The organism is Serratia grimesii NBRC 13537, from assembly GCF_001590905.1.
Classification (GTDB): Bacteria; Pseudomonadota; Gammaproteobacteria; order Enterobacterales; family Enterobacteriaceae; genus Serratia; species Serratia grimesii.
This window is the reverse complement of record NZ_BCTT01000005.1, coordinates 363,977-384,483: the sequence shown is the minus strand read 5'-3', so window position 1 is coordinate 384,483 and position 20,507 is coordinate 363,977. Positions and strand designations below refer to the sequence as shown.

General features: G+C 53.1%; 19 protein-coding genes and 1 tRNA gene. All 20 read right to left on the bottom strand.

Annotation, left to right across the window (positions count from 1 at the left end):
* Nucleotides 1-32: 32 nt before the first annotated feature.
* Nucleotides 33-108, bottom strand: a tRNA-Lys gene (locus SGR01S_RS06620).
* A 178-nt stretch (nt 109-286) separates the two neighbouring features.
* Complete coding sequence (gene cpoB, locus SGR01S_RS06615; RefSeq protein WP_061806895.1) at nt 287-1,087, bottom strand: cell division protein CpoB; 801 nt, start codon at nt 1,085-1,087, stop codon at nt 287-289.
* Between the two features lie 9 nt (nt 1,088-1,096).
* On the bottom strand, nt 1,097-1,606 hold the full coding sequence (pal, locus tag SGR01S_RS06610; protein ID WP_037418161.1) for a peptidoglycan-associated lipoprotein Pal: 510 nt from the start codon (nt 1,604-1,606) through the stop codon (nt 1,097-1,099).
* A gap of 44 nt (nt 1,607-1,650) precedes the next feature.
* The gene (tolB, locus tag SGR01S_RS06605; RefSeq protein WP_020825685.1) at nt 1,651-2,943 is read right to left on the bottom strand and encodes a Tol-Pal system beta propeller repeat protein TolB; all 1,293 of its coding nucleotides are present in this window, start codon (nt 2,941-2,943) and stop codon (nt 1,651-1,653) included.
* 133 nt (nt 2,944-3,076) lie between these two features.
* Nucleotides 3,077-4,330 (bottom strand): cell envelope integrity protein TolA, encoded by a 1,254-nt coding sequence (gene tolA, locus SGR01S_RS06600; protein ID WP_061806894.1) that lies wholly within the window; start codon nt 4,328-4,330, stop codon nt 3,077-3,079.
* Nucleotides 4,331-4,411: 81 nt separating this feature from the next.
* Nucleotides 4,412-4,840, bottom strand: a complete 429-nt coding sequence (gene tolR / locus SGR01S_RS06595) for a colicin uptake protein TolR (protein WP_037418155.1) — start codon at nt 4,838-4,840, stop codon at nt 4,412-4,414.
* 12 nt (nt 4,841-4,852) lie between these two features.
* Entirely contained in the window at nt 4,853-5,536 is a 684-nt protein-coding gene (gene tolQ, locus SGR01S_RS06590) for a Tol-Pal system protein TolQ (protein ID WP_006324117.1), read from the bottom strand.
* A complete protein-coding gene (gene ybgC, locus SGR01S_RS06585; protein ID WP_012005710.1) occupies nt 5,533-5,937 on the bottom strand; it encodes a tol-pal system-associated acyl-CoA thioesterase in 405 nt (134 codons plus the stop codon). The genes tolQ and ybgC overlap by 4 nt, the downstream gene beginning before the upstream one ends.
* Before the next feature lie 130 nt (nt 5,938-6,067).
* Complete coding sequence (gene ybgE / locus SGR01S_RS06580) at nt 6,068-6,364, bottom strand: cyd operon protein YbgE (protein ID WP_037418152.1); 297 nt, start codon at nt 6,362-6,364, stop codon at nt 6,068-6,070.
* Entirely contained in the window at nt 6,364-6,477 is a 114-nt protein-coding gene (cydX, locus tag SGR01S_RS06575) for a cytochrome bd-I oxidase subunit CydX (protein WP_004949761.1), read from the bottom strand. Before cydX ends, ybgE begins: the two co-directional genes overlap by 1 nt.
* 17 nt (nt 6,478-6,494) lie before the next feature.
* Complete coding sequence (gene cydB / locus SGR01S_RS06570; RefSeq protein ID WP_061806893.1) at nt 6,495-7,634, bottom strand: cytochrome d ubiquinol oxidase subunit II; 1,140 nt, start codon at nt 7,632-7,634, stop codon at nt 6,495-6,497.
* A gap of 14 nt (nt 7,635-7,648) precedes the next feature.
* Nucleotides 7,649-9,217, bottom strand: a complete 1,569-nt coding sequence (cydA, locus tag SGR01S_RS06565; RefSeq protein ID WP_061806892.1) for a cytochrome ubiquinol oxidase subunit I — start codon at nt 9,215-9,217, stop codon at nt 7,649-7,651.
* 798 nt (nt 9,218-10,015) lie between these two features.
* Nucleotides 10,016-10,888, bottom strand: a complete 873-nt coding sequence (sucD, locus tag SGR01S_RS06560; protein WP_012005705.1) for a succinate--CoA ligase subunit alpha — start codon at nt 10,886-10,888, stop codon at nt 10,016-10,018.
* Complete coding sequence (sucC, locus tag SGR01S_RS06555; protein ID WP_012005704.1) at nt 10,888-12,054, bottom strand: ADP-forming succinate--CoA ligase subunit beta; 1,167 nt, start codon at nt 12,052-12,054, stop codon at nt 10,888-10,890. Before sucC ends, sucD begins: the two co-directional genes overlap by 1 nt.
* A gap of 242 nt (nt 12,055-12,296) precedes the next feature.
* Nucleotides 12,297-13,511: a 2-oxoglutarate dehydrogenase complex dihydrolipoyllysine-residue succinyltransferase gene (odhB, locus tag SGR01S_RS06550; protein WP_061806891.1), complete on the bottom strand. Its 1,215-nt coding sequence runs from the start codon at nt 13,509-13,511 to the stop codon at nt 12,297-12,299.
* 17 nt (nt 13,512-13,528) lie between these two features.
* Nucleotides 13,529-16,336 (bottom strand): 2-oxoglutarate dehydrogenase E1 component, encoded by a 2,808-nt coding sequence (gene sucA / locus SGR01S_RS06545; protein ID WP_037418144.1) that lies wholly within the window; start codon nt 16,334-16,336, stop codon nt 13,529-13,531.
* A 267-nt stretch (nt 16,337-16,603) separates the two neighbouring features.
* Nucleotides 16,604-17,320 carry a succinate dehydrogenase iron-sulfur subunit gene (locus tag SGR01S_RS06540; RefSeq protein WP_037418141.1) on the bottom strand — a complete coding sequence of 239 codons (717 nt, stop codon included), beginning with the start codon at nt 17,318-17,320 and terminating at the stop codon, nt 16,604-16,606.
* Nucleotides 17,321-17,336: 16 nt separating this feature from the next.
* A complete protein-coding gene (sdhA, locus tag SGR01S_RS06535; protein ID WP_037418138.1) occupies nt 17,337-19,103 on the bottom strand; it encodes a succinate dehydrogenase flavoprotein subunit in 1,767 nt (588 codons plus the stop codon).
* A gap of 1 nt (nt 19,104) precedes the next feature.
* Complete coding sequence (gene sdhD / locus SGR01S_RS06530; protein WP_012005699.1) at nt 19,105-19,452, bottom strand: succinate dehydrogenase membrane anchor subunit; 348 nt, start codon at nt 19,450-19,452, stop codon at nt 19,105-19,107.
* Nucleotides 19,446-19,835 carry a succinate dehydrogenase cytochrome b556 subunit gene (gene sdhC, locus SGR01S_RS06525; protein WP_004949747.1) on the bottom strand — a complete coding sequence of 130 codons (390 nt, stop codon included), beginning with the start codon at nt 19,833-19,835 and terminating at the stop codon, nt 19,446-19,448. The genes sdhD and sdhC overlap by 7 nt, the downstream gene beginning before the upstream one ends.
* Nucleotides 19,836-20,507 lie beyond the last annotated feature (672 nt).

Sequence of the window (20,507 nt, the reverse complement as noted above, 5' to 3'; positions counted from 1 at the left end):
ACTAGTGTGGTTACTGCTACTACTTCAGAAATTGGTGGGTCGTGCGGGATTCGAACCTGCGACCAATTGATTAAAAGTCAACTGCTCTACCAACTGAGCTAACGACCCAATTTCCTTGCTGCTTTAACATCTTGCAAGATGTCTTGGCAACGGCGGCATATATTACTAATTTATCTTGGCAGCGCAACTTAAATTTTCGAACAAGTGGTTCAACTGCTTGTTCTTCACACGAATGAGCCCAGAAATCGGTCAAATCGACTAACTTCTGGGCTCATTTTTTTGCTTGTTAACCGGCTACTCGACTTTTCGCCTGTTTGGCCGCAGCACTGGTTGGGTACTGTTTAATCACCTGCTGGAACACGGCTTTGGCTTTATCAGCCTGCCCTTTTTCCTGCATGATGATACCCACCTTGTACATTGCGTCCGGCGCCTTTGGTGATTTAGCGTAATTCTTCACCACCACCGCATAATAGTAGGCCGCATCATCTTTCTTACCCTTGTTGTAAAACAACTGGCCCAGCCAGTAGTTGGCATTAGGCTGGTAAGTCGATTTTGGGTACTGTTTTACGAAGGTCTGAAAAGCGGAAATTGCCTGGTCATACTGTTTTTTTTCCAGCGCCAATGAAACAGCGGCGTTGTAGTCGCTGTTTTCATCACCCGAGCTAGCCGGCGCGGCAGCTGTGGCGCCCGCAGACGCACTCTCAGCGCCATCGGAGGATGCAGCCGCTGCTGCCCCACCCGCGGCACCTGCTGCGGCAGCAGAGCTCTGAGAACCGCCCTGGCTGATGCTATCCATCTGTTGATAGATCTGCTTTTGGCGTTCAACAACCTGATTTAGTTGATATTGGTTTTCCTGGATTTGTCCGCGGAGAGAGTCAATATCACGCTGGTTGTCAGAGAGTTGTTGCTGGAGTTGGTTTAAAAGCTGGCCCTGAGCATTGCTGATACGCTCAAGTGAGGTGACACGGTCTTCGACCGAGCCGGAGCCGACATTACTGATTGGCGCTTGGGCAGTAGCGGCCCATGGGACCGCTACGCCAACCAGTAACGACAGACTCAACAAGTGATGTCTGAAGTTACTGTTCATGCGATTCTCTTAGTAAACCAGAACTGCACGACGGTTTTTAGCATAAGCCGCTTCGTCGTGGCCCAGTACTGCTGGTTTTTCTTTACCGTAAGAAACGATAGAGATCTGGTCAGCAGAAACGCCTTTACCTTGCAGGTACATTTTAACTGAGTTAGCACGACGCTCACCCAGGGCAATGTTGTATTCCGGCGTGCCGCGCTCATCCGCATGACCTTCTACGGTCACTTTGTAAGACGGGTTGTTACGCAGGAATGCAGCGTGCGCGTCCAGCATCTGAGCGAACTCAGAGCTCACGTCATACTTGTCCAGGCCGAAGTAAACAATGTTGTTCTTCTGCAGTTCTTGCATCTGCAGACGAGCTTGTTCTTCAGAAGACAGGTTGCTGCTGCCGTTTTCTGTACCAGTGCCAGCGCCCATACCAGATTGGTCGTTGTTTGCGCTTTTGTTAGAACTACAAGCCGCTACAGCCAGAACTGGCAGTGCCAGCAGAAGCCCTTTCAGCACTTTGTTCAGTTGCATTTCTTTAATCCTTTTATAGTTTGCCATACATATTTACACATGCATCACAGATACGGCGACCAGGCAGGGAATTTGACCTGTCCATCAGTTGCCGGAAGACGCGCTTTGAAACGCCCATCAGTCGATACCAGTTGCAACACGGAGCCCATACCTTGCGTGGAGCTATAGATCACCATGGTGCCATTTGGCGCAATACTAGGCGTTTCGTCCAGGAAGGTGCCGGTTAAAACTTGAACGGCGCCTGATCCGAGATCTTGTTTGGCGATATGCTGAGCACCATTGTTGGAGCTCACCATCACCAGGAATTTACCATCAGAGCTGACTTCAGAATCCTGGTTCTGAGAGCCTTCCCATGTCAGACGCTGTGACGCACCGCCACTGGCACTGACTTTATAAATCTGTGGTCGGCCGCCCTGATCGGAGGTATAAGCCAGAGACTGACCATCCGGGAACCAGGTCGGTTCAGTATTGTTGCTGCGCCCGTCGGTGATTTGAGTGATTTGGCCAGAGCCAAGGTTCATCACATACAGGTTCAGGCTGCCGCTTTTAGACAGCGCAAAGGCCAGTCGGCTGCCGTCCGGTGAGAACGCAGGTGCACCGTTGTGACGCGGGAACGAAGCGATCTGACGGATAGCACCGTTAGCCAGTGTCTGCACAACCAACGCTGAACGGCCGCTTTCAAAGGTTACGTACGCCAGTTTGCTGCCGTCCGGCGACCAGGCTGGAGACATCAATGGTTCTGGTGAACGGTGTACCACAAACTGGTTGTAGCCATCGTAATCCGCTACGCGCAGCTCGTACGGGAATTTCCCGCCGTTGGTCTGTACCACGTAAGCGATACGGGTACGGAATGCGCCTTTGATACCGGTCAGTTTCTCAAACACTTCGTCGCTGGCGGTGTGAGCAGAATAACGCAACCATTGTTTGGTCACTTTATACTGGTTCTGCGCCAGAACGGTGCCTGGTGAACCCGAGGTGTCAACCAGTTGATAAGAGATCAGGTAGCCGCCGTCCGCACCAGGTTGCACCTGACCGACCACGACCGCGTCAATGCCCAATGCAGTCCAGGCCGCCGGCGTCACTTCAGACGCGGTGGTTGGTTGCTGCGGCATACGCGCCACGTCAATTGGGTTGAATTTGCCGCTATTACGCAGGTCTGCGCCGACAATCTTGCCAATATCTTCCGGAGGCGTGCCTGGGCCCGCCCATTTAAACGGCACCACGCCAATCGGGCGAGCAGAGTCGACCCCTTGGGTGATTTCAATGCGAACTTCCGCGTGAAGAACGGATGCCCACAGTATTAAAAAACCTAACGCTACTCGAAATGCCTGCTTCATCTCATCTCCCTTATCCAGGCGGAATGCCTGCGATAAATTAGCAGAATTTTAACAAACCAACGCAAACAAAACTACATAATCCCTGTTGGTTACCTTAGTACATCCCTGCGATATGACTTAGCTAAAACAACCATTATTGTGGCTTAAACGTAAGGGGAGCATTCTTAAACACCTCATAAACTGCCTGACTTGGCGGTTTCGGGATCTTCGCCTGTTTCGCAGCAGCTATTGCCGCCTGACACAATGCGGGATCACCCCCTTCAGATTTAACATCAATCAATAGGCCGTCCGGTGCCAATTTAATCCGCAGGTCGCACTTACGCCCTTTATACAAGTCTGCGTCGTAAAACTTGCTTTGAATGGCAGAAGTAATCTGCCCCAAATATCCGTTGATCTCAGCACCACTGGCACCTGCAGTCTTGGCATTGCCCTGACCTGCCGGTTTACCGTCACCTTTCTGCTTGCCGCCGCCTTTCGGCGCGTTTTTGCCGTCAGCCAGGCCTCCAAACAGGTCATCAACTTCTGAAGACTGCTCAGCAGCGGCTGCAGCGGCTTTTTTCTTGGCATCAGCCGCTTTCTTGGCAGCAGCCTTCTCTGCGGCGGCAGCTTTTTTCTCAGCCTCTGCTGCTGCTTTCTTCTCAGCATCAGCAGCCGCTTTTTTCTCAGCCTTCTCGGCTTCTGCTGCCGCTTTCTTCTCGGCGTCAGCAGCAGCCTTTTTCTCAGCCGCTTGGGCAGCTTTTTGCTCTGCAGCCTCAGCAGCGGCTTTCTTCGCTTCTTCCGCCTGCTTCTTAGCGGCAGCAGCAACAGCGGCTTCTTTCTTGGCTTCAGACTCAGCTTTCTTCTGCGCGTCCGCCTGTGCTTTAGCGACTTTATCCGCTTCGGCCTTGGCCTTCGCAGCGGCCGCTTCCGCTACTTTCTGTTGTTCTTTGGCTTTCGCCGCGGCGTTCTCAGCCACTTTTTGCTGTTCAGCAGCCTGCTTTTGTTGCTCTGCGGCCTGCTTTTGCTGTTCAGCCTGTGCTTTCGCGTCCTGGGCCGCTTTTTCCTGCGCGGTCAAACGCTCTTTCTCCAGTTCTTTCAGGCGCTGTTGTTCCGCCGCCTGCTTCTGCTGAAGTTCTTCGGCCTGTTGTTCCGCTTTTTTCTGGCGCTGCTTTTCAGCACGCTGCGCGTCGTTACTCTGCTGTTGCTGGCGGTTGTACTGCTCCACCACTGCCCCGGGATCGACCATCACTGCACCGACGACCGAACCGTCGCCGCCACCGCCGGCACTCATTTCGACGTTTTCTTGCAGCGATCCCCAAATCAGCAGGGCAATCAATACAAAGTGCAGAACGACCGAAACAATAACGGCGCGGTTCAGCTTATCGTTTTGCTCAGTTGCCTTTACCAAAATAGATTCCCAAAAACTGGCGTTGCTTATACGGGGTTCCTGCGCCGCAGCACAGGAACCGGGTTGCCACTGGCCCTAGGGTCAGATTGGCTGGGTCATCAGCCCTACAGAAGTGACGCCCGCCTGATGGAGAATATTCAATGCCTTGATAATCTCATCATACGGAACTTCCTTCGCCCCACCGATCAAAAAGACCGTTTTAGGGTTAGCCGCTAAACGCGACTTGGCTTCAGCAGCAACCTGCTCCGGCGGCAACAGCTCCATGCGATCGTGATCCACCACCAGAGTGTATTGACCCACGCCAGAAACCTCGAGGATTACCGGCGGGTTATCACTGCTGGACACCGCTTTAGAATCGGTGGCGTCTGGCAGATCAACCTCAACACTCTGCGTGATAATCGGCGCCGTTGCCATAAAGATCAGCAACAACACCAGCAACACGTCGAGCAACGGAACTATGTTAATTTCGGACTTCAGCTCGCGCCGATTACGTCCACGAACTCTCGCCATGCTACCTCCTACTTATTTGCTGTCGCTGGAGAAGGCCTGACGATGCAGAATAGCGGTGAACTCTTCCATAAAGTTGTCGTAATTCTGCTCAAGCTTGTTGACGCGCTGGTTGAGGCGGTTATAGGCCATTACGGCCGGAATAGCGGCGAACAAACCGATAGCAGTTGCGATCAGTGCTTCAGCGATACCCGGTGCTACCATTTGCAGCGTGGCCTGTTTAACCGCACCCAGTGCGATAAAGGCATGCATGATCCCCCACACGGTACCGAACAGACCGATATACGGGCTGATCGAACCCACTGTGCCGAGGAAAGGAATGTGGTTTTCCAGCGTTTCCAGTTCGCGGTTCATCGAGATACGCATCGCACGCGACGCACCTTCGATCACCGATTCCGGTGCATGGTTGTTAGCGCGATGCAGACGAGCGAACTCTTTGAAACCAGAGTGGAAGATTTGTTCGGAACCCGTCAGGCTATCGCGACGAGCCTGGCTTTCCTGATACAAACGGGAAAGCTCAATACCGGACCAGAATTTGTCTTCAAAGGCTTCGGCGTCACGCGTAGCCGCATTCAAAATGCGGGTGCGCTGAATGATGATCGCCCAGGATGCCACTGAGAAGCATATCAAAATCAACATGATAAGCTTAACCAGCAGGCTTGCCTTCAAGAATAAATCTAGGATGTTCATCTCATTCACTGCTTAAACTCCGCGACAATAGACTTAGGAAGCGCTATCGGCTTCATTTGGTGTGGATCAATGCATGCAATCAACACATCGGCCTGACTCAAAAGAGTTCCGTCAGAATTGACAATACGTTGAGCAAACGTGAGAGAAGCCCCGCGCATTGAGGTGATTTCACTCTGAACTTCCAGCTGGTCATCAAGACGTGCAGGAAGCAGATAATCTACCGTCATGCGCCGGACAGCGAAGGCGACATTTTCACTGAGCAGCTGCTGTTGATGAAAGTTATGATGACGCAGCATCTCAGTGCGCGCTCTTTCAAAAAAAGCCACATAGCGGGCGTGATAGACCACACCACTGGCATCGGTATCTTCGTAGTAAACGCGAACCGGCCATCGAAACAACGTATTACTCACTCTACTTCCCAGCAATGCAATTTAACGGTGCTACTATACGCAAGACGGATCGGGTTGGGAATGGGTTACAAGATGGGAACGAAAATAATTATGGGCCGCGATGGCCCATAACTTGGGGGTATAGCGGAGATTATAAAGAAACGTAAAGTAATCCTGCGGCCAGGATCACAATTGCCGGAAGTGGCGCAAAAAAAGCACGCCACAGAGTGCGTTGCGGTCGGAACCCGACGCCATGAACCACCCCGGCACAGACTGCCCAAATAAGCAGCAGACCTTCCCAAATCTCCAGCGAGCTGGTCTTCGCCGCAAAGCGGGTCGGATCCCAGAAAATACAGCCCGCCAAAATCAACGCCAACACCAATGAAAGGGCCCTGATAGGACCCTTATCAGTGACAGCGTACAGCTTGTCAGTCAATGACGAACTCATCACTTACCGTCTTGCTGTGCTTTTGAATCTTCGTGATGCTCAAGTGCCAGCGCCGTGATGATGCCAAAGGCACAGGCAAGAAGCGTTCCGAGAATCCAGGCAAAATACCACATGGTTTAGCTCCCTATCCTTAATACAGCGAATGCTTGTTGTTCTCGATGAAGTTCTTATCGAGACGACCAAACATTTTGTAGTACGACCAACTGGTGTATGCCAGCACGAGAGGCACAAAGATGGCCGCAACAACGGTCATCACTTCCAGCGTCAACAAGCTGGAGGTAGCATCCCACATGGTCAGGCTGATGTTAGGCACAGTGCTTGATGGCATCACGAACGGGAACATGGTCACCCCGGCGGTCAGGATCACACAGGCAATGGTCAGCGACGAGGTCACGAACGCCAGCGCGTCTTTAGACAAACGCGAGAACAGAATCGTGAACAGCGGCAGCACCACACCCAGTGCAGGCAGTGCCCACAGCAGCGGATACTTATTGAAGTTGATCAACCAGGCACCGACCTGATGAGCTACTTCTTTACGCATCGGGTTAGATTCCGCCATGGTGTTCAGCGTCGACGTAATCACATAACCATCGATACCTTTAACCAGCCAGATGCCCCCCAACAGGAAGAACACTGCCATCACCAGCGTGGAGATCTGCGCAGCAGCACGTGCACGCAGGTGAATCTCACCGCTGGTACGCATCTGCAAATAGGTAGCCCCTTGAGTCACCAGCATGGTCAAGCTGACCACACCCGCCAACAAACCAAACGGATTCAGCAGTTGGAAGAAGTTACCGGTGTAGAACAGACGCATGTATTCATCCATGTGGAACGGCACACCCTGCAACAGGTTACCGAACGCCACACCGAAGACCACAGCAGGCACGAAGCTACCGATGAAGATGCCCCAGTCCCACATGTTGCGCCAGCGGCTGCTTTCCAGCTTCGAACGGTAGTCAAAACCGACCGGACGGAAGAACAACGCAGCCAGAACCAGGATCATGGCGACATAGAAACCGGAGAACGCCGCCGCATAGACCATCGGCCAGGCAGCGAACAACGCACCACCGGCAGTGATCAGCCACACCTGGTTACCGTCCCAGTGCGGTGCGATGGAGTTGATCATCACACGGCGCTCAGTATCGGTTTTACCGATAATGCGCACCAGGATGCCGACACCCATGTCGAAACCGTCGGTGACGGCGAAACCGATCAGCAGTACGCCAATCAGGACCCACCAGATAAATCGCAGTACTTCATAATCAAACATACGTGGACTCCTGTTTAGCGCGCTTCCTGCACGGCGGCAGTCGGTTGTTCAAAGTGGTAGCGGCCAGTTTTCAGGCTGCTTGGACCCAGACGTGCAAATTTGAACATCAGGTACATTTCAGCCACCAGGAACAGGGTGTACAAGCCGCAAATCAGCCCCATCGAGAACAGAATGTCGCCCGCAGTCAGTGAAGAGTTAGCGACCGCAGTCGGTAACACCTCACCAATTGCCCAAGGTTGACGACCATATTCAGCCACGAACCAGCCGGCTTCGATCGCAATCCATGGTAATGGCAAGCCATACAGCGCCGCACGGTGCAGCCACTTCTTCTGGCCAATGCGGCCGCGAAGCACGCTCCAGAACGACAGACCAATAATCAGCAGCATCAGCACGCCACAGGCCACCATGATACGGAAGGCGAAGTACAGTGGTGCTACGCGTGGAATTGAGTCTTTGGTTGCCTGTTGGATCTGCGTTTCCGTCGCGTCGGTGACGTTCTGGGTATAACGCTTCAACAGTAAACCGTAGCCCAAATCCTGTTTGGCTTTATTGAACTCGGCACGTACTGTCGGGTCGGTATTGCCGCTGCGCAGCTCTTCCAACAACTGGTAAGCTTTCATACCGTTGCGGATACGGACTTCATGCTGCGCCATCAGATCTTTCAGGCCGATGACCTGGGTATCTGTTGAGCGGGTGGCAATCAGGCCAAGCGCATAAGGAATTTGGATCGAGTAGGAGTTTTCCATTTTATCCTGATTCGGGATCCCGAACAGGGTAAAGGAGGCCGGAGCCGGTTGAGTGTCCCACTCAGCTTCAATGGCAGCCAGTTTGGTTTTCTGCACATCGCCCATTTCGTAACCGGATTCATCACCCAACACGATAACAGACAGCACAGCAGCCATACCGAAGCTGGCGGCAATAGCGAAAGAGCGCTTGGCAAAGGCAGTATCACGGCCTTTCAGCAGGTAGTAAGAACTGATACCCAGAACGAACATCGCGCCACAGGTATAGCCGGCAGCAACGGTGTGTACAAACTTCACTTGCGCAACTGGGTTGAGTACCAGTTCGGAGAAGCTGAGCATCTCCATACGCATGGTTTCGAAGTTGAAATCCGAGGCAATTGGGTTCTGCATCCAACCGTTGGCGACCAGGATCCACAGCGCGGAGAAGTTTGAGCCTAATGCAACAAGCCAGGTAACGGCCATGTGCTGCACCTTGCCCAGACGATCCCAGCCGAAGAAGAACAGGCCGACCAGCGTCGATTCAAGGAAGAACGCCATCAGACCTTCGATGGCCAGAGGGGCCCCGAAAATATCACCGACGTAATGTGAGAAATATGACCAGTTAGTCCCGAACTGGAACTCCATGGTCAAACCGGTGGCCACACCCAGAGCAAAGTTAATTGCAAATAACTTGCCCCAGAATTTGGTCATATCTTTATAGATTTGCTTGCCTGACAGTACATATACCGTTTCCATAATTGCCAGCAAAAACGCCATACCTAGCGTTAATGGGACAAATAAGAAATGGTACATCGCCGTTAAAGCAAACTGTAAGCGCGACAGTTCGACAATATCAAACATCTTGACTCCTTGCTCCTCGCAGGAAGACTCCGACATGCGGTTATCGATATGACTTCGGGTGAAGCTACCGGTAACGCCCCGCAGTGAATGCCCTTAAACACAACAAAAATTTGATCCAGCTTCTCCGCTTTCAACCATGCATTCGACGCGGACCCCACAGGCCAATGTACTAAACACACCACTGAAAACCGACAACGGGTAACAAATGCAACAAGATCAACCATCCATATTCATCATGGATGATACTCGCCCAATCCCACACAATAAATAGGTTTTTACGTGATATGGGTTAGACTTTTGGTTACAGGTCAAATTCTGGCCTAAAGAGGTATTCAGACGTAATTTGATCTGAAACAATTTAAGCCTATCTGCATTTTATTTCCAGATTCAGCTCACAATTTCTCATAATTATCTTGTGGTTATGTTACATAATGGTTTCGTAGTCTATCCACGTGCTTTTTGTGTTAAATAGATGTGATATTTAATGGTTATTTGTATTTAAATCGGAGTTAGCCTGTGACTAATGTTAGCTTTTATTAACCTACTCTCAGGACAAGCTTAGCTTATTTTTTTACTCTGATAATTTCTGGCAATAAAAAAGAAAATTTATGGGTTAAAACAGTCAGTATATACACCCGCCGTATATCCTCATTCCGTCACCTAATGGCTATACTCCTGGTTCTGACGTCCGGTACCCACAGGATATCGACCACAGTTCTTGCCTACGACAGGCAAAAAAAAACAGGGCCAGACAAAAAGTCTGGCCCTGTTTAAATAGGGGTTATTGCAGGCGGTAAATTAGCGATTCAGAACCGCTTTTACTGCTTCGCCGATATCAGCCAGGCTGCGTACGGTTTTAACCCCAGCCGCTTCCAGCGCCGCAAACTTCTCGTCTGCAGTGCCTTTGCCGCCAGCAATGATGGCGCCAGCATGGCCCATACGTTTGCCTTTAGGAGCGGTAACACCCGCGATATAGCCAACTACTGGCTTAGTCACGTGTTCTTTGATGTAGGCTGCGGCTTCTTCTTCAGCGCTGCCGCCGATCTCACCGATCATGACGATCGCTTCGGTCTGCGGATCTTCCTGGAACAATTTCAGGATATCGATGAAGTTAGAGCCCGGGATCGGGTCGCCACCGATGCCCACACAGGTAGACTGGCCCAGGCCGGTATCGGTAGTTTGTTTTACCGCTTCGTAGGTCAGGGTGCCAGAACGGGAAACGATACCCACTTTACCCGGCAGATGGATGTGGCCTGGCATGATGCCGATTTTGCACTCGCCCGGGGTGATAACACCTGGGCAGTTCGGGCCAATCATGCGCACGCCAGCTTCATCCAACTTCACTTTCACGGTCAGCATATCCAGCGTAGGGATGCCTTCAGTGATGGTGATGATCAGTTTGATGCCTGCATCGATAGCTTCCAGAATGGAGTCTTTGCAGAACGGAGCCGGTACATAGATAACAGACGCGGTAGCGCCGGTCGCTTCTACCGCTTCACGCACGGTGTTAAACACCGGCAGGCCCAGGTGCTCGGTACCGCCTTTGCCCGGCGTTACGCCGCCAACCATTTTGGTACCGTAAGCGATAGCCTGTTCGGAGTGGAAAGTCCCCTGGCTACCGGTGAAGCCCTGGCAAATTACTTTGGTGTTTTTATCGATTAAAATGGACATTATTTGCTCCCCACTGCCGCAACAACTTGCTGAGCCGCATCAGTCAGGCTGGTCGCAGCAATGATATTCAGACCGCTGTCCGCCAGTTTCTTGGCGCCCAGCTCGGCGTTATTCCCTTCCAGACGCACCACCACCGGGACGTTAACGCCCACTTCGGCTACTGCGCCAATGATACCGTCGGCGATCAGGTCGCAACGCACGATACCACCGAAAATGTTAACCAGAACGGCTTTCACCTTGTCGTCAGACAGGATGATTTTGAAAGCTTCAGTCACGCGCTCTTTGGTTGCACCACCGCCCACATCGAGGAAGTTAGCAGGTTCGCCACCGTGCAGTTTAACGATGTCCATGGTACCCATCGCCAGGCCTGCGCCGTTAACCATACAACCGATGTTGCCGTCGAGAGCAACGTAGTTCAGCTCCCACTGTGCCGCACGGGATTCACGCTCATCTTCCTGAGAAAGGTCACGCATTTCACGCAGTTCAGGCTGACGGAACAGTGCGTTGCCGTCTGCACCCAGTTTGCCGTCAAGGCAAATCAGATCGCCCTGCTTGGTCACGACCAGCGGGTTGATCTCAACCATCGCCAGGTCACGCTCCAGGAACAAGGTCGCCAGGCCCATGAAGATCTTGGCGAACTGGCCAACTTGTTTGCCAGTCAGACCCAGTTTGAAGGCCAACTCACGACCCTGGTAAGGCTGTGGGCCTGCCAGTGGATCGATGGTCATTTTGTGGATCAGTTCCGGGGTTTCTTCCGCAACTTTCTCGATTTCAACGCCACCCTCGGTGGATGCCATGAACACCACACGACGGCTGGCACGGTCAACAACCGCACCCAAATACAGTTCTTTATCGATGTCGGTCGCCGCTTCTACCAGGATCTGGTGAACCGGTTGGCCCAGCGCGTCAGTCTGGTAGGTTACCAGACGTTTGCCCAGCCAGGCTTCAGCGAAAGCACGGATATCTTCTTTGCTGTTGACAACTTTAACGCCGCCAGCTTTACCGCGGCCGCCAGCATGAACCTGACATTTAACCACCCACGGGCCGGAGCCGATTTTGGATGCGGCTTCTTCCGCTTCACGCGGTGTGGTACAGGCATAACCGGTTGGTGCCGGCATACCATACCGAGCAAACAGCTGTTTTGCCTGATATTCGTGTAAATTCATGATGTTCTATCCATTCAGTTCTGAAGGTTTTAGCCGAGTCATTTTGGCGGAAAACCGCATGACTTTAGTCGGCCACATAGCACAGAGTGTGGGCGCGGCATACCCGTCGTACTTGAAGCTGCATCTTTGTTGGCTGCTTGCTCTCCCCCCAGTCACATAGTTCGCTATGCTCCTGGGGATTCGATCCGTTACCGCCGCGATGCAACTTCAATTATTTAAGGTATACGCCCCCATCAGGGTTACTAAACGTCCAGCAGCAGACGAGCCGGATCTTCCAGCATCTCTTTAACCGTCACCAGGTAACCAACGGATTCTTTACCGTCGATCAGGCGATGGTCGTAAGACAGTGCCAGATACATCATCGGCTGGATCACAACCTGGCCTTTCACCGCCATTGGGCGATCTTTAATGGCGTGCATGCCCAGGATGGCGCTCTGCGGTGGGTTGATGATCGGGGTAGACATCAGTGAACCGAATACACCGCCATTGGTAATGGTGAAGTTACCGCCGGTCAGCTCTTCCACAGTCAATTTGCCATCACGGCCTTTAACTGCCAGTTCTTTGATTTTCTTCTCGATGTCCGCCATGCTCATGCTGTCTACGTCGCGCAGTACTGGGGTCACCAGGCCACGTGGGGTAGATACCGCAATGCTGATATCGAAATAGTTGTGGTACACCACGTCGGTGCCGTCGATAGAAGCATTCACTTCTGGGAAGCGTTTCAACGCTTCAACCACGGCCTTGATGTAGAAGGACATGAAGCCCAGACGTACACCGTGACGTTTTTCGAAGGCTTCACCGTACTGCTTACGCATGTCCATGATCGGCTGCATGTTGATTTCGTTGAAGGTCGTCAGCATCGCAGTGCTGTTCTTCGCTTCCAACAGGCGCTCGGCTACGCGTTTGCGCAGACGGGTCATAGGGACACGCTTCTCGCTACGGCCACTTAGAGCAGGCTGCGGAGCGGCTTCAACGGCGGCTGGTTTGTCGGCTTTTTTGCCGTTAGCCAGGTGTGCTTCCACGTCTTCGCGGGTGATACGACCACCCACACCGCTACCTTTGATGGCAGCAGCATCCAGATCGTGCTCGGCAATCAGGCGGCGAATCGCCGGGCTGAGTGCGTCGTTGCTTTCTTCTTCCAGACTGGCGGTTGCGCGCTGAGCTGGAGTGGCTTCTTTAGCCTGGCTCTTCTCTTCGGTCGGTTTGCCAGAGCTATTACCCGGGCGAATACGGCCGAGGATCTGGCGAGAAAGCACGGTTGCGCCCTCTTCTTCCACGATCGCATCGAGGATCCCTGCTTCGCTGGCCGGTACTTCCAGCACAACTTTGTCAGTTTCGATTTCAACCAGAACTTCGTCACGCTGGACGCTGTCACCTGGTTTCTTGTGCCAGGTGGCTACGGTCGCATCTGCAACCGATTCAGGAAGGTCAGGAACCAGAATATCTACGCTACTCATTTGCTTTCCCTTAATCTTTAATCAATATTCAGCGCGTCATTAACCAGAGCTTGCTGCTGCTTCTGGTGTACGGACATATAACCGACTGCCGGAGAGGCAGAGGCTGGACGTCCTGCGTAACGTAAAGAAGCCCCGAACGGCACCACTTCACGGAAATTGTGTTGGCTACAGTACCAGGCACCCTGGTTCAGCGGCTCTTCCTGACACCAGACGAAATCATGCACGTGAGCATACTTCTCCAGCACCGCCTGAAGGGCTTGATGCGGGAACGGGTACAGTTGCTCAATACGTACGATGGCCACGTCTTTCTGGTCGTTCTTGCGACGCTGTTCCAGCAGATCGTAATAGACCTTACCGGAGCACAGCACCACGCGTTTGACCGCTTTCGGATCCAGATCGTCGATCTCACCAATCGCCGGCATGAAGGTGCCGTTAGCCAGTTCATCTAAAGAAGACGTTGCCAGTGGGTGACGCAGCAGAGATTTCGGTGACATCACCACCAGCGGACGGCGCATACCGCGCAGCGCCTGACGACGCAGCATATGGTAAACCTGCGCCGGGGTGGACGGGATGCACACCTGCATGTTCTGCTCAGCACACAGCTGCAGGTAACGTTCCAGACGCGCAGATGAGTGCTCTGGGCCCTGGCCTTCGTAACCGTGCGGCAGCAGCATCACCAGGCCACACATACGGCCCCATTTCTGCTCGCCGGAGCTGATGAACTGGTCGATCACCACCTGAGCGCCGTTAGCGAAGTCACCGAACTGCGCTTCCCAGATGGTCAGGGTGCGTGGTTCTGCGGTGGCGTAGCCATATTCGAACGCCAGAACGGCTTCTTCAGACAGTACGGAGTCCCAAACCTTGAACTCGCCCTGCCCGCTGTGGACATTGGCCAGCGGCACGTAGACCGAACCGTTTTTCTGGTTGTGTACCACCGCATGACGGTGGAAGAAGGTGCCACGACCGGCATCTTCACCGGAAAGGCGGATTGGAATCCCTTCGTCAACCAAAGTGGCGTAAGCCAGCGTTTCCGCTGCGCCCCAGTCGAACGCTTTATTGCCTGCAGCCATCTCTGCGCGGTCACCGTAGATTTTCGCTACACGTGACTGCATTTCGATCGCTTCCGGCGCGGTGCTGATGCGACGGGCCAGTTCCTGCAGGCGCTTCATTTCAACCTTGCTTGGGTACTCTTCGTCCCACTCGTGGTTGAGGTACGGCGACCAGGTAAAGGAGTGCAGGTTCATCGGACGCCATTCTTCAACCACGCAATCACCACGGTCGAGTGCATCACGGTACAGGTTGACCATTTCCGTGGCATCTTCCAGGCTGGCGACTTTTTGTTCGGTCAGCACGTCAGCATAAATCTTGCGCGGCGTTGGGTGTTTCTTGATCTTCTGGTACATCACCGGCTGGGTTGCACTTGGCTCATCGGCCTCGTTGTGCCCGTGGCGACGGTAGCAGACCAGATCGATCATCACGTCACGTTTGAAGGTGTTACGGAAATCCAACGCCAGACGGGTAACAAAGGCCACCGCTTCCGGATCGTCAGCATTCACGTGGAAGATCGGCGACTGCACCATCTTGGCGATGTCAGTACAGTATTCGGTAGAACGCGCATCCAACGGGTTGGAGGTAGTGAAACCAACCTGGTTGTTGATCACGATACGTACCGTGCCACCCACTTCGTAGCCACGAGCCTGAGACATGTTCAGCGTTTCCTGAACCACGCCCTGGCCAGTAATGGCGGCGTCACCGTGGATGGTGATTGGCAGTACCATGTTGCTGCGCGCTTCGTCCAGACGGTCACGACGGGCACGTACAGAACCCATAACTACCGGGCTGACGATCTCCAGGTGCGACGGGTTAAACGCCAGCGCCAGGTGAACCATGCCGCCTTCGGTTTCTACGTCGGAGGAGAAGCCCTGGTGATATTTCACGTCACCGGTGCCGAGGTGTTCTTTATGCTTGCCGGCAAACTCGTCGAACAAGTCGGCAGGTTTTTTACCCAGCACGTTGATCAACACGTTCAAACGGCCGCGGTGGGCCATGCCCAATACCACTTCGCGCGTGCCGTTCTTACCGGCATGGCGCACCATCTCTTTCAGCATCGGCACCAGCGCATCGCCACCTTCCAGCGAGAAGCGTTTTGCCCCTGGGAATTTGGCGCCGAGGTAGCGTTCCAGACCTTCCGCTGCGGTCAGCTCGTTCAGGAAACGGCGTTTCTCGTCGTTGGTAAAGCTGGCGTGTCCCACTACCGATTCAATACGCTGCTGGATCCAGCGTTTCTCTTCGGTATTGGTGATGTGCATGTATTCAGCACCGATCGAGCCGCAGTAGGTCTGCTTCAGCGCAGCATACAGGTCGCCCAGCTTCATGGTTTCTTTGCCGATGGCGAAAGAACCCACGTTGAAGGTTTCCTGGAAGTCGGCTTCGGTCAGGTTGTGATAGCTAGGCTCAAGGTCAGGAACTTGCTCCCGCTGCCACAGACCGAGCGGATCGAGGTTGGCATGCTGATGTCCGCGGAAACGGAAGGCGTTAATCAGCTGCAGTACCTTGACCTGTTTGGCGTCGGTGTCTGGATCGTTGATGGTGGTGTTATAACGCGCAGAATCTTTCGCCAGGCGGCGGAAGTAGTCACGCGTTTGAGAGTGAAGCTGATCGGGTTTTACACCCGCGGTTGGTAGCTGTTGAAAAATGGAACGCCAGCTATCTTCAACGGAGCCCGGATCGGTTAAGAAGTCTTCATAGAGCTGTTCTATGTAAGACTGGTTCGCGCCCGCCAGATAGGAGGAATCCAGCCAGGCCTTCATTGCGCCGTTCTGCATCATGATCCCTTAAGCTTTGAAGCTTTAGTTTTCGCCGTGGTTAACATAATTACCGTGTTGGATACGGTTTGCCGTAGAAACGCGACGTACCTTATAGCCATACAAGCTCGGTACGTTCTGCTATGGACCTTGCGGTCCCTTACAAGGAACCTCTAAAAACCGGCGGGCGAACCAGGCTGCTTTGCGCAGCAGCCGCGGGTCAGTTTTTAGAGGTTCCCTCCTTGGTGATGTGCGCCGGAAACTGCCCGGCGCAGCATCTCATTCCAGTTATGCGCCGCGTTGCAGCAGCATAGACTTGATATGGCCGATCGCACGCGTCGGATTCAAGCCTTTAGGACATACACTGACACAATTCATAATGCTATGGCAGCGGAAAACACTGAAAGCGTCGTCCAGATCGTCTAAACGTTCTTCCGTTTCCGTATCACGGCTGTCAATCAGGAAGCGATACGCTGCCAACAGGCCAGCCGGGCCAATGAACTTGTCAGGATTCCACCAGAATGACGGGCAAGAGGTCGAACAACAAGCGCATAAAATGCACTCGTAAAGACCATCCAACTTAGCGCGTTGCTCCGGCGATTGCAGGTGCTCACGTGCCGGTGGGTTCTTGCCGTCGTTCTGCAGGTAAGGTTTGATCTTTTCGTACTGGGTATAGAACTGACCCATATCTACGACCAGATCGCGCACTACCGGTAAGCCTGGCAAAGGACGAATCACAATCTTGTTATTGCCTTTACGCAATGACGAGACCGGTGTGATACATGCCAGACCGTTTTTACCGTTCATGTTGAGGCCATCGGAACCACAGACCCCTTCACGGCAAGAACGGCGGAACGACAGGCTCGGATCTTTCTCTTTCAGCTGGATCAACGCATCCAGCAACATCATGTCACGACCTTCTTCCGCTTCCAGGCTGTAGTCCTGCATGTGCGGAGCGTCGTCAACATCTGGATTGTAGCGATAAATTGAAAATTCGAGTTTCATCAATCGATCTCCGCAATTAGTAAGAACGCACTTTCGGCGGGAATGCCGGGCGCAGCTTCGGTTGCATGTTCACTTCACGACGCGTCATGCTTTCCGATTGCGGCTGATACAGCGAGTGACACAGCCAGTTGGCATCATCACGTTCTGGGAAGTCGAAGCGGCTGTGTGCGCCACGGCTCTCAGTACGGAAGTTGGCCGACACGGCAGTGGAAAACGCAGTCTCCATCAGGTTATCCAACTCCAGACATTCGATGCGCTGGGTGTTGAACTCGCTGGAGGTATCGTCCAGACGTGCATTCTTCAGACGTTCACGGATCTCTTTCAGCTCTTCCAGGCCTTTTGCCATCGCATCACCTTCACGGAATACCGAGAAGTTGTGCTGCATGCAGGCTTGCAGTGCCTTACGGATTTCAACCGGATCTTCACCTGAACGGGTGTTGTTCCAGCGGTTCAGGCGATCAAGCGACGCTTCTACATCAGATTCGCTCGCTTCACGGCTGGCACCCTGCTCGAGGATAGATTCCTGCAGATGCATGCCGGCGGCACGACCGAACACCACCAGATCCAGCAACGAGTTACCGCCCAGACGGTTGGCGCCGTGCACCGATACACAGGCAATTTCGCCAACAGCGAACAGGCCTGGGATCACGACATCTTCGCCTTTCTCGTTCACAGTCAGCGCCTGACCGGTCACTTTGGTCGGAATACCGCCCATCATATAGTGGCAGGTTGGGATAACCGGGATAGGCTCTTTCACTGGATCGACGTGCGCGAAGGTGCGCGACAGTTCCAGAATGCCCGGCAGGCGGGATTCCAGCACGTCTTTACCCAGATGATCCAGCTTCAGTTTGACGTGTGGGCCCCATGGACCGTCACAGCCACGACCTTCACGGATTTCAATCATGATCGAACGGGCAACCACGTCGCGACCCGCCAGGTCTTTAGCGTTCGGCGCATAACGCTCCATGAAACGCTCGCCGTGTTTATTCAGCAGATAACCGCCTTCACCACGGCAACCTTCGGTCACCAGCACCCCAGCACCAGCGATGCCGGTCGGGTGGAACTGCCACATTTCCATGTCCTGCACAGGCACGCCGGCACGAATTGCCATGCCAACACCGTCACCGGTATTGATATGTGCGTTAGTGGTGGACTGATAAATACGGCCTGCGCCGCCCGTTGCCAACACGGTCGCCTTGGCTTTGAAGTAAACTACTTCACCGGTTTCAATGCAGATAGCGGTGGTACCGACTACCGCGCCATCCTGGTTTTTTACCAGATCCAGTGCGTACCACTCGGAGAAGATAGTGGTGTGGTTTTTCAGGTTCTGTTGATACAGGGTATGCAGCAAGGCATGACCGGTACGGTCAGCTGCCGCCGCAGTACGGGCCGCCTGCTCGCCACCGAAGTTCAGTGACTGACCGCCGAATGGACGCTGATAGATGCGGCCATCATCCGTACGAGAAAACGGCAGCCCCATATGTTCCAGTTCCAGAACGGCTTCAGGGCCGGTTTTACACATATATTCGATGGCGTCTTGGTCACCGATATAATCGGACCCTTTCACCGTGTCATACATATGCCATTCCCAGTTATCTTCGTGGTTGTTACCCAGGGCTACGGTAATACCACCCTGTGCAGACACGGTATGGGAACGGGTCGGGAATACTTTGGACAGCAGGGCACAAGAAGAACCCGCTTGAGAAATTTGCAGTGCCGCGCGCATACCTGCGCCGCCTGCACCGATAACGACAGCATCAAACTCTCTGACCGGCAGTTTCATCTTACGCACCCCACACTACGATTGTTCCGTACAGTAAATAGACCAGCAACACGACAACGATCGCCAGTTGCAACACCAGACGTACCGCTACCGGCTTGACGTAATCCGTCAGCACCTGCCACAAACCGATCCAGGCATGAGCCAGAATCGACAGCAGCGTCAGCAGCGTGAACACTTTCGTAATAGAGGTGGCGAAGAAGCCGCGCCAGATTTCGTAGGTGAGATCCGGAGCCGTGACAAAAAAGCCCAGGATATACAGAACATACAGGGTGATGACGATAGCGGAAGCACGCAGTAACAACCAATCGTGTACGCCGTTGCGTCCTAATGCAGAAACATTGTTTACCATACGAGGACTCCAGCCAGAACTGACAGCACGACGGTCAGACCGATCGCCACCTGGGCAGAACGGGTACCGGCGGCTAAACTCTCTTCGATATAGCCAAAATCCATTAACAAATGGCGAATGCCACCGCAAATGTGATAGGCCAGCGCAGTGAGGATGCCCCAGAATATGAATTTGACAACGAAGCTATTCATGATGGCAGCAGCCTGCATGAAACCCTCTTGGGAAGAGAGTGACAGGCCCAGCAGCCAGAGGAGGATACCCACGGCAACGAAGGTAATTACGCCAGAGACTCGGTGTAAGATGGACGCTATCGCAGTTACGGGAAACTGAATCGTTTGCAGATCCAGGTTGACAGGTCTTTGTTTTTTCACGTTTTTGCCCACACAGCTCTTATTATTTTCCTTCCTCCGGCCTGGGCGGGGATCAGACAGCGTTAAGAGCCAAAACCCTCACACGTCACGCGCTCAAACAACAACATCCTCTGTGCTTAAACGGCGCGTAGTTATAACGCTGGGTGCTCCTACTTCAGGGTATCCCGGAGACCTGGCGGCAGTATAGGAGGATCACATTCTGATTACAATTCCCATACAATCCCTTTGGTAACATTTCCCCCGAACAGTGATTTAGATCACGGATTTCACAATTAGCATAAAATTAATTATCTGATTTGACAAGAGATCAACAATTCCATTACATATAGGGGCACAAACGGCCCTATGATGCGCTATAGGTCAGCAGATACACTTCCCCCGATGTTCAGGATATGCAACAGTGTATTTGAAAGAACCTATCCCAATGGCGGTTTTTGCCGATCGCATTTGCAGCACATTGCCGCAGATAAGAACAAATAAGGCATATAAAACAGTTTATTGGGATAGGTTCAACCACCCCCGAACACGTCGTAGGTAAGATTAACAGAACATAACGAATTCCGATGAATCGTTAACAACTGGTCACCCACCTCGTTCGCCTGGTTAGCACTCTGTACCCTACCCGCGCATTTGCGCAGTCGCTCACAGAGTTAGCGTCCGCTCCATTTTTTGCGGGCAACCTGA

What these genes read in the sequence shown, in the direction of transcription:
- tolR (WP_037418155.1), bottom strand. Translation starts at nt 4,840, where the DNA reads ATGGCGAGAGTTCGTGGACGTAATCGGCGCGAGCTGAAGTCCGAAATT.
- ybgE (WP_037418152.1), bottom strand. Translation starts at nt 6,364, where the DNA reads ATGAGTTCGTCATTGACTGACAAGCTGTACGCTGTCACTGATAAGGGT.
- sucA (WP_037418144.1), bottom strand. Translation starts at nt 16,336, where the DNA reads ATGCAGAACGGCGCAATGAAGGCCTGGCTGGATTCCTCCTATCTGGCG.
- tolB (WP_020825685.1), bottom strand. Translation starts at nt 2,943, where the DNA reads ATGAAGCAGGCATTTCGAGTAGCGTTAGGTTTTTTAATACTGTGGGCA.
- cpoB (WP_061806895.1), bottom strand. Translation starts at nt 1,087, where the DNA reads ATGAACAGTAACTTCAGACATCACTTGTTGAGTCTGTCGTTACTGGTT.
- sdhD (WP_012005699.1), bottom strand. Translation starts at nt 19,452, where the DNA reads ATGGTAAACAATGTTTCTGCATTAGGACGCAACGGCGTACACGATTGG.
- SGR01S_RS06540 (WP_037418141.1), bottom strand. Translation starts at nt 17,320, where the DNA reads ATGAAACTCGAATTTTCAATTTATCGCTACAATCCAGATGTTGACGAC.
- cydX (WP_004949761.1), bottom strand. Translation starts at nt 6,477, where the DNA reads ATGTGGTATTTTGCCTGGATTCTCGGAACGCTTCTTGCCTGTGCCTTT.
- sucC (WP_012005704.1), bottom strand. Translation starts at nt 12,054, where the DNA reads ATGAATTTACACGAATATCAGGCAAAACAGCTGTTTGCTCGGTATGGT.
- odhB (WP_061806891.1), bottom strand. Translation starts at nt 13,511, where the DNA reads ATGAGTAGCGTAGATATTCTGGTTCCTGACCTTCCTGAATCGGTTGCA.
- cydB (WP_061806893.1), bottom strand. Translation starts at nt 7,634, where the DNA reads ATGTTTGATTATGAAGTACTGCGATTTATCTGGTGGGTCCTGATTGGC.
- sucD (WP_012005705.1), bottom strand. Translation starts at nt 10,888, where the DNA reads ATGTCCATTTTAATCGATAAAAACACCAAAGTAATTTGCCAGGGCTTC.
- sdhA (WP_037418138.1), bottom strand. Translation starts at nt 19,103, where the DNA reads ATGAAACTGCCGGTCAGAGAGTTTGATGCTGTCGTTATCGGTGCAGGC.
- pal (WP_037418161.1), bottom strand. Translation starts at nt 1,606, where the DNA reads ATGCAACTGAACAAAGTGCTGAAAGGGCTTCTGCTGGCACTGCCAGTT.
- cydA (WP_061806892.1), bottom strand. Translation starts at nt 9,217, where the DNA reads ATGTTTGATATTGTCGAACTGTCGCGCTTACAGTTTGCTTTAACGGCG.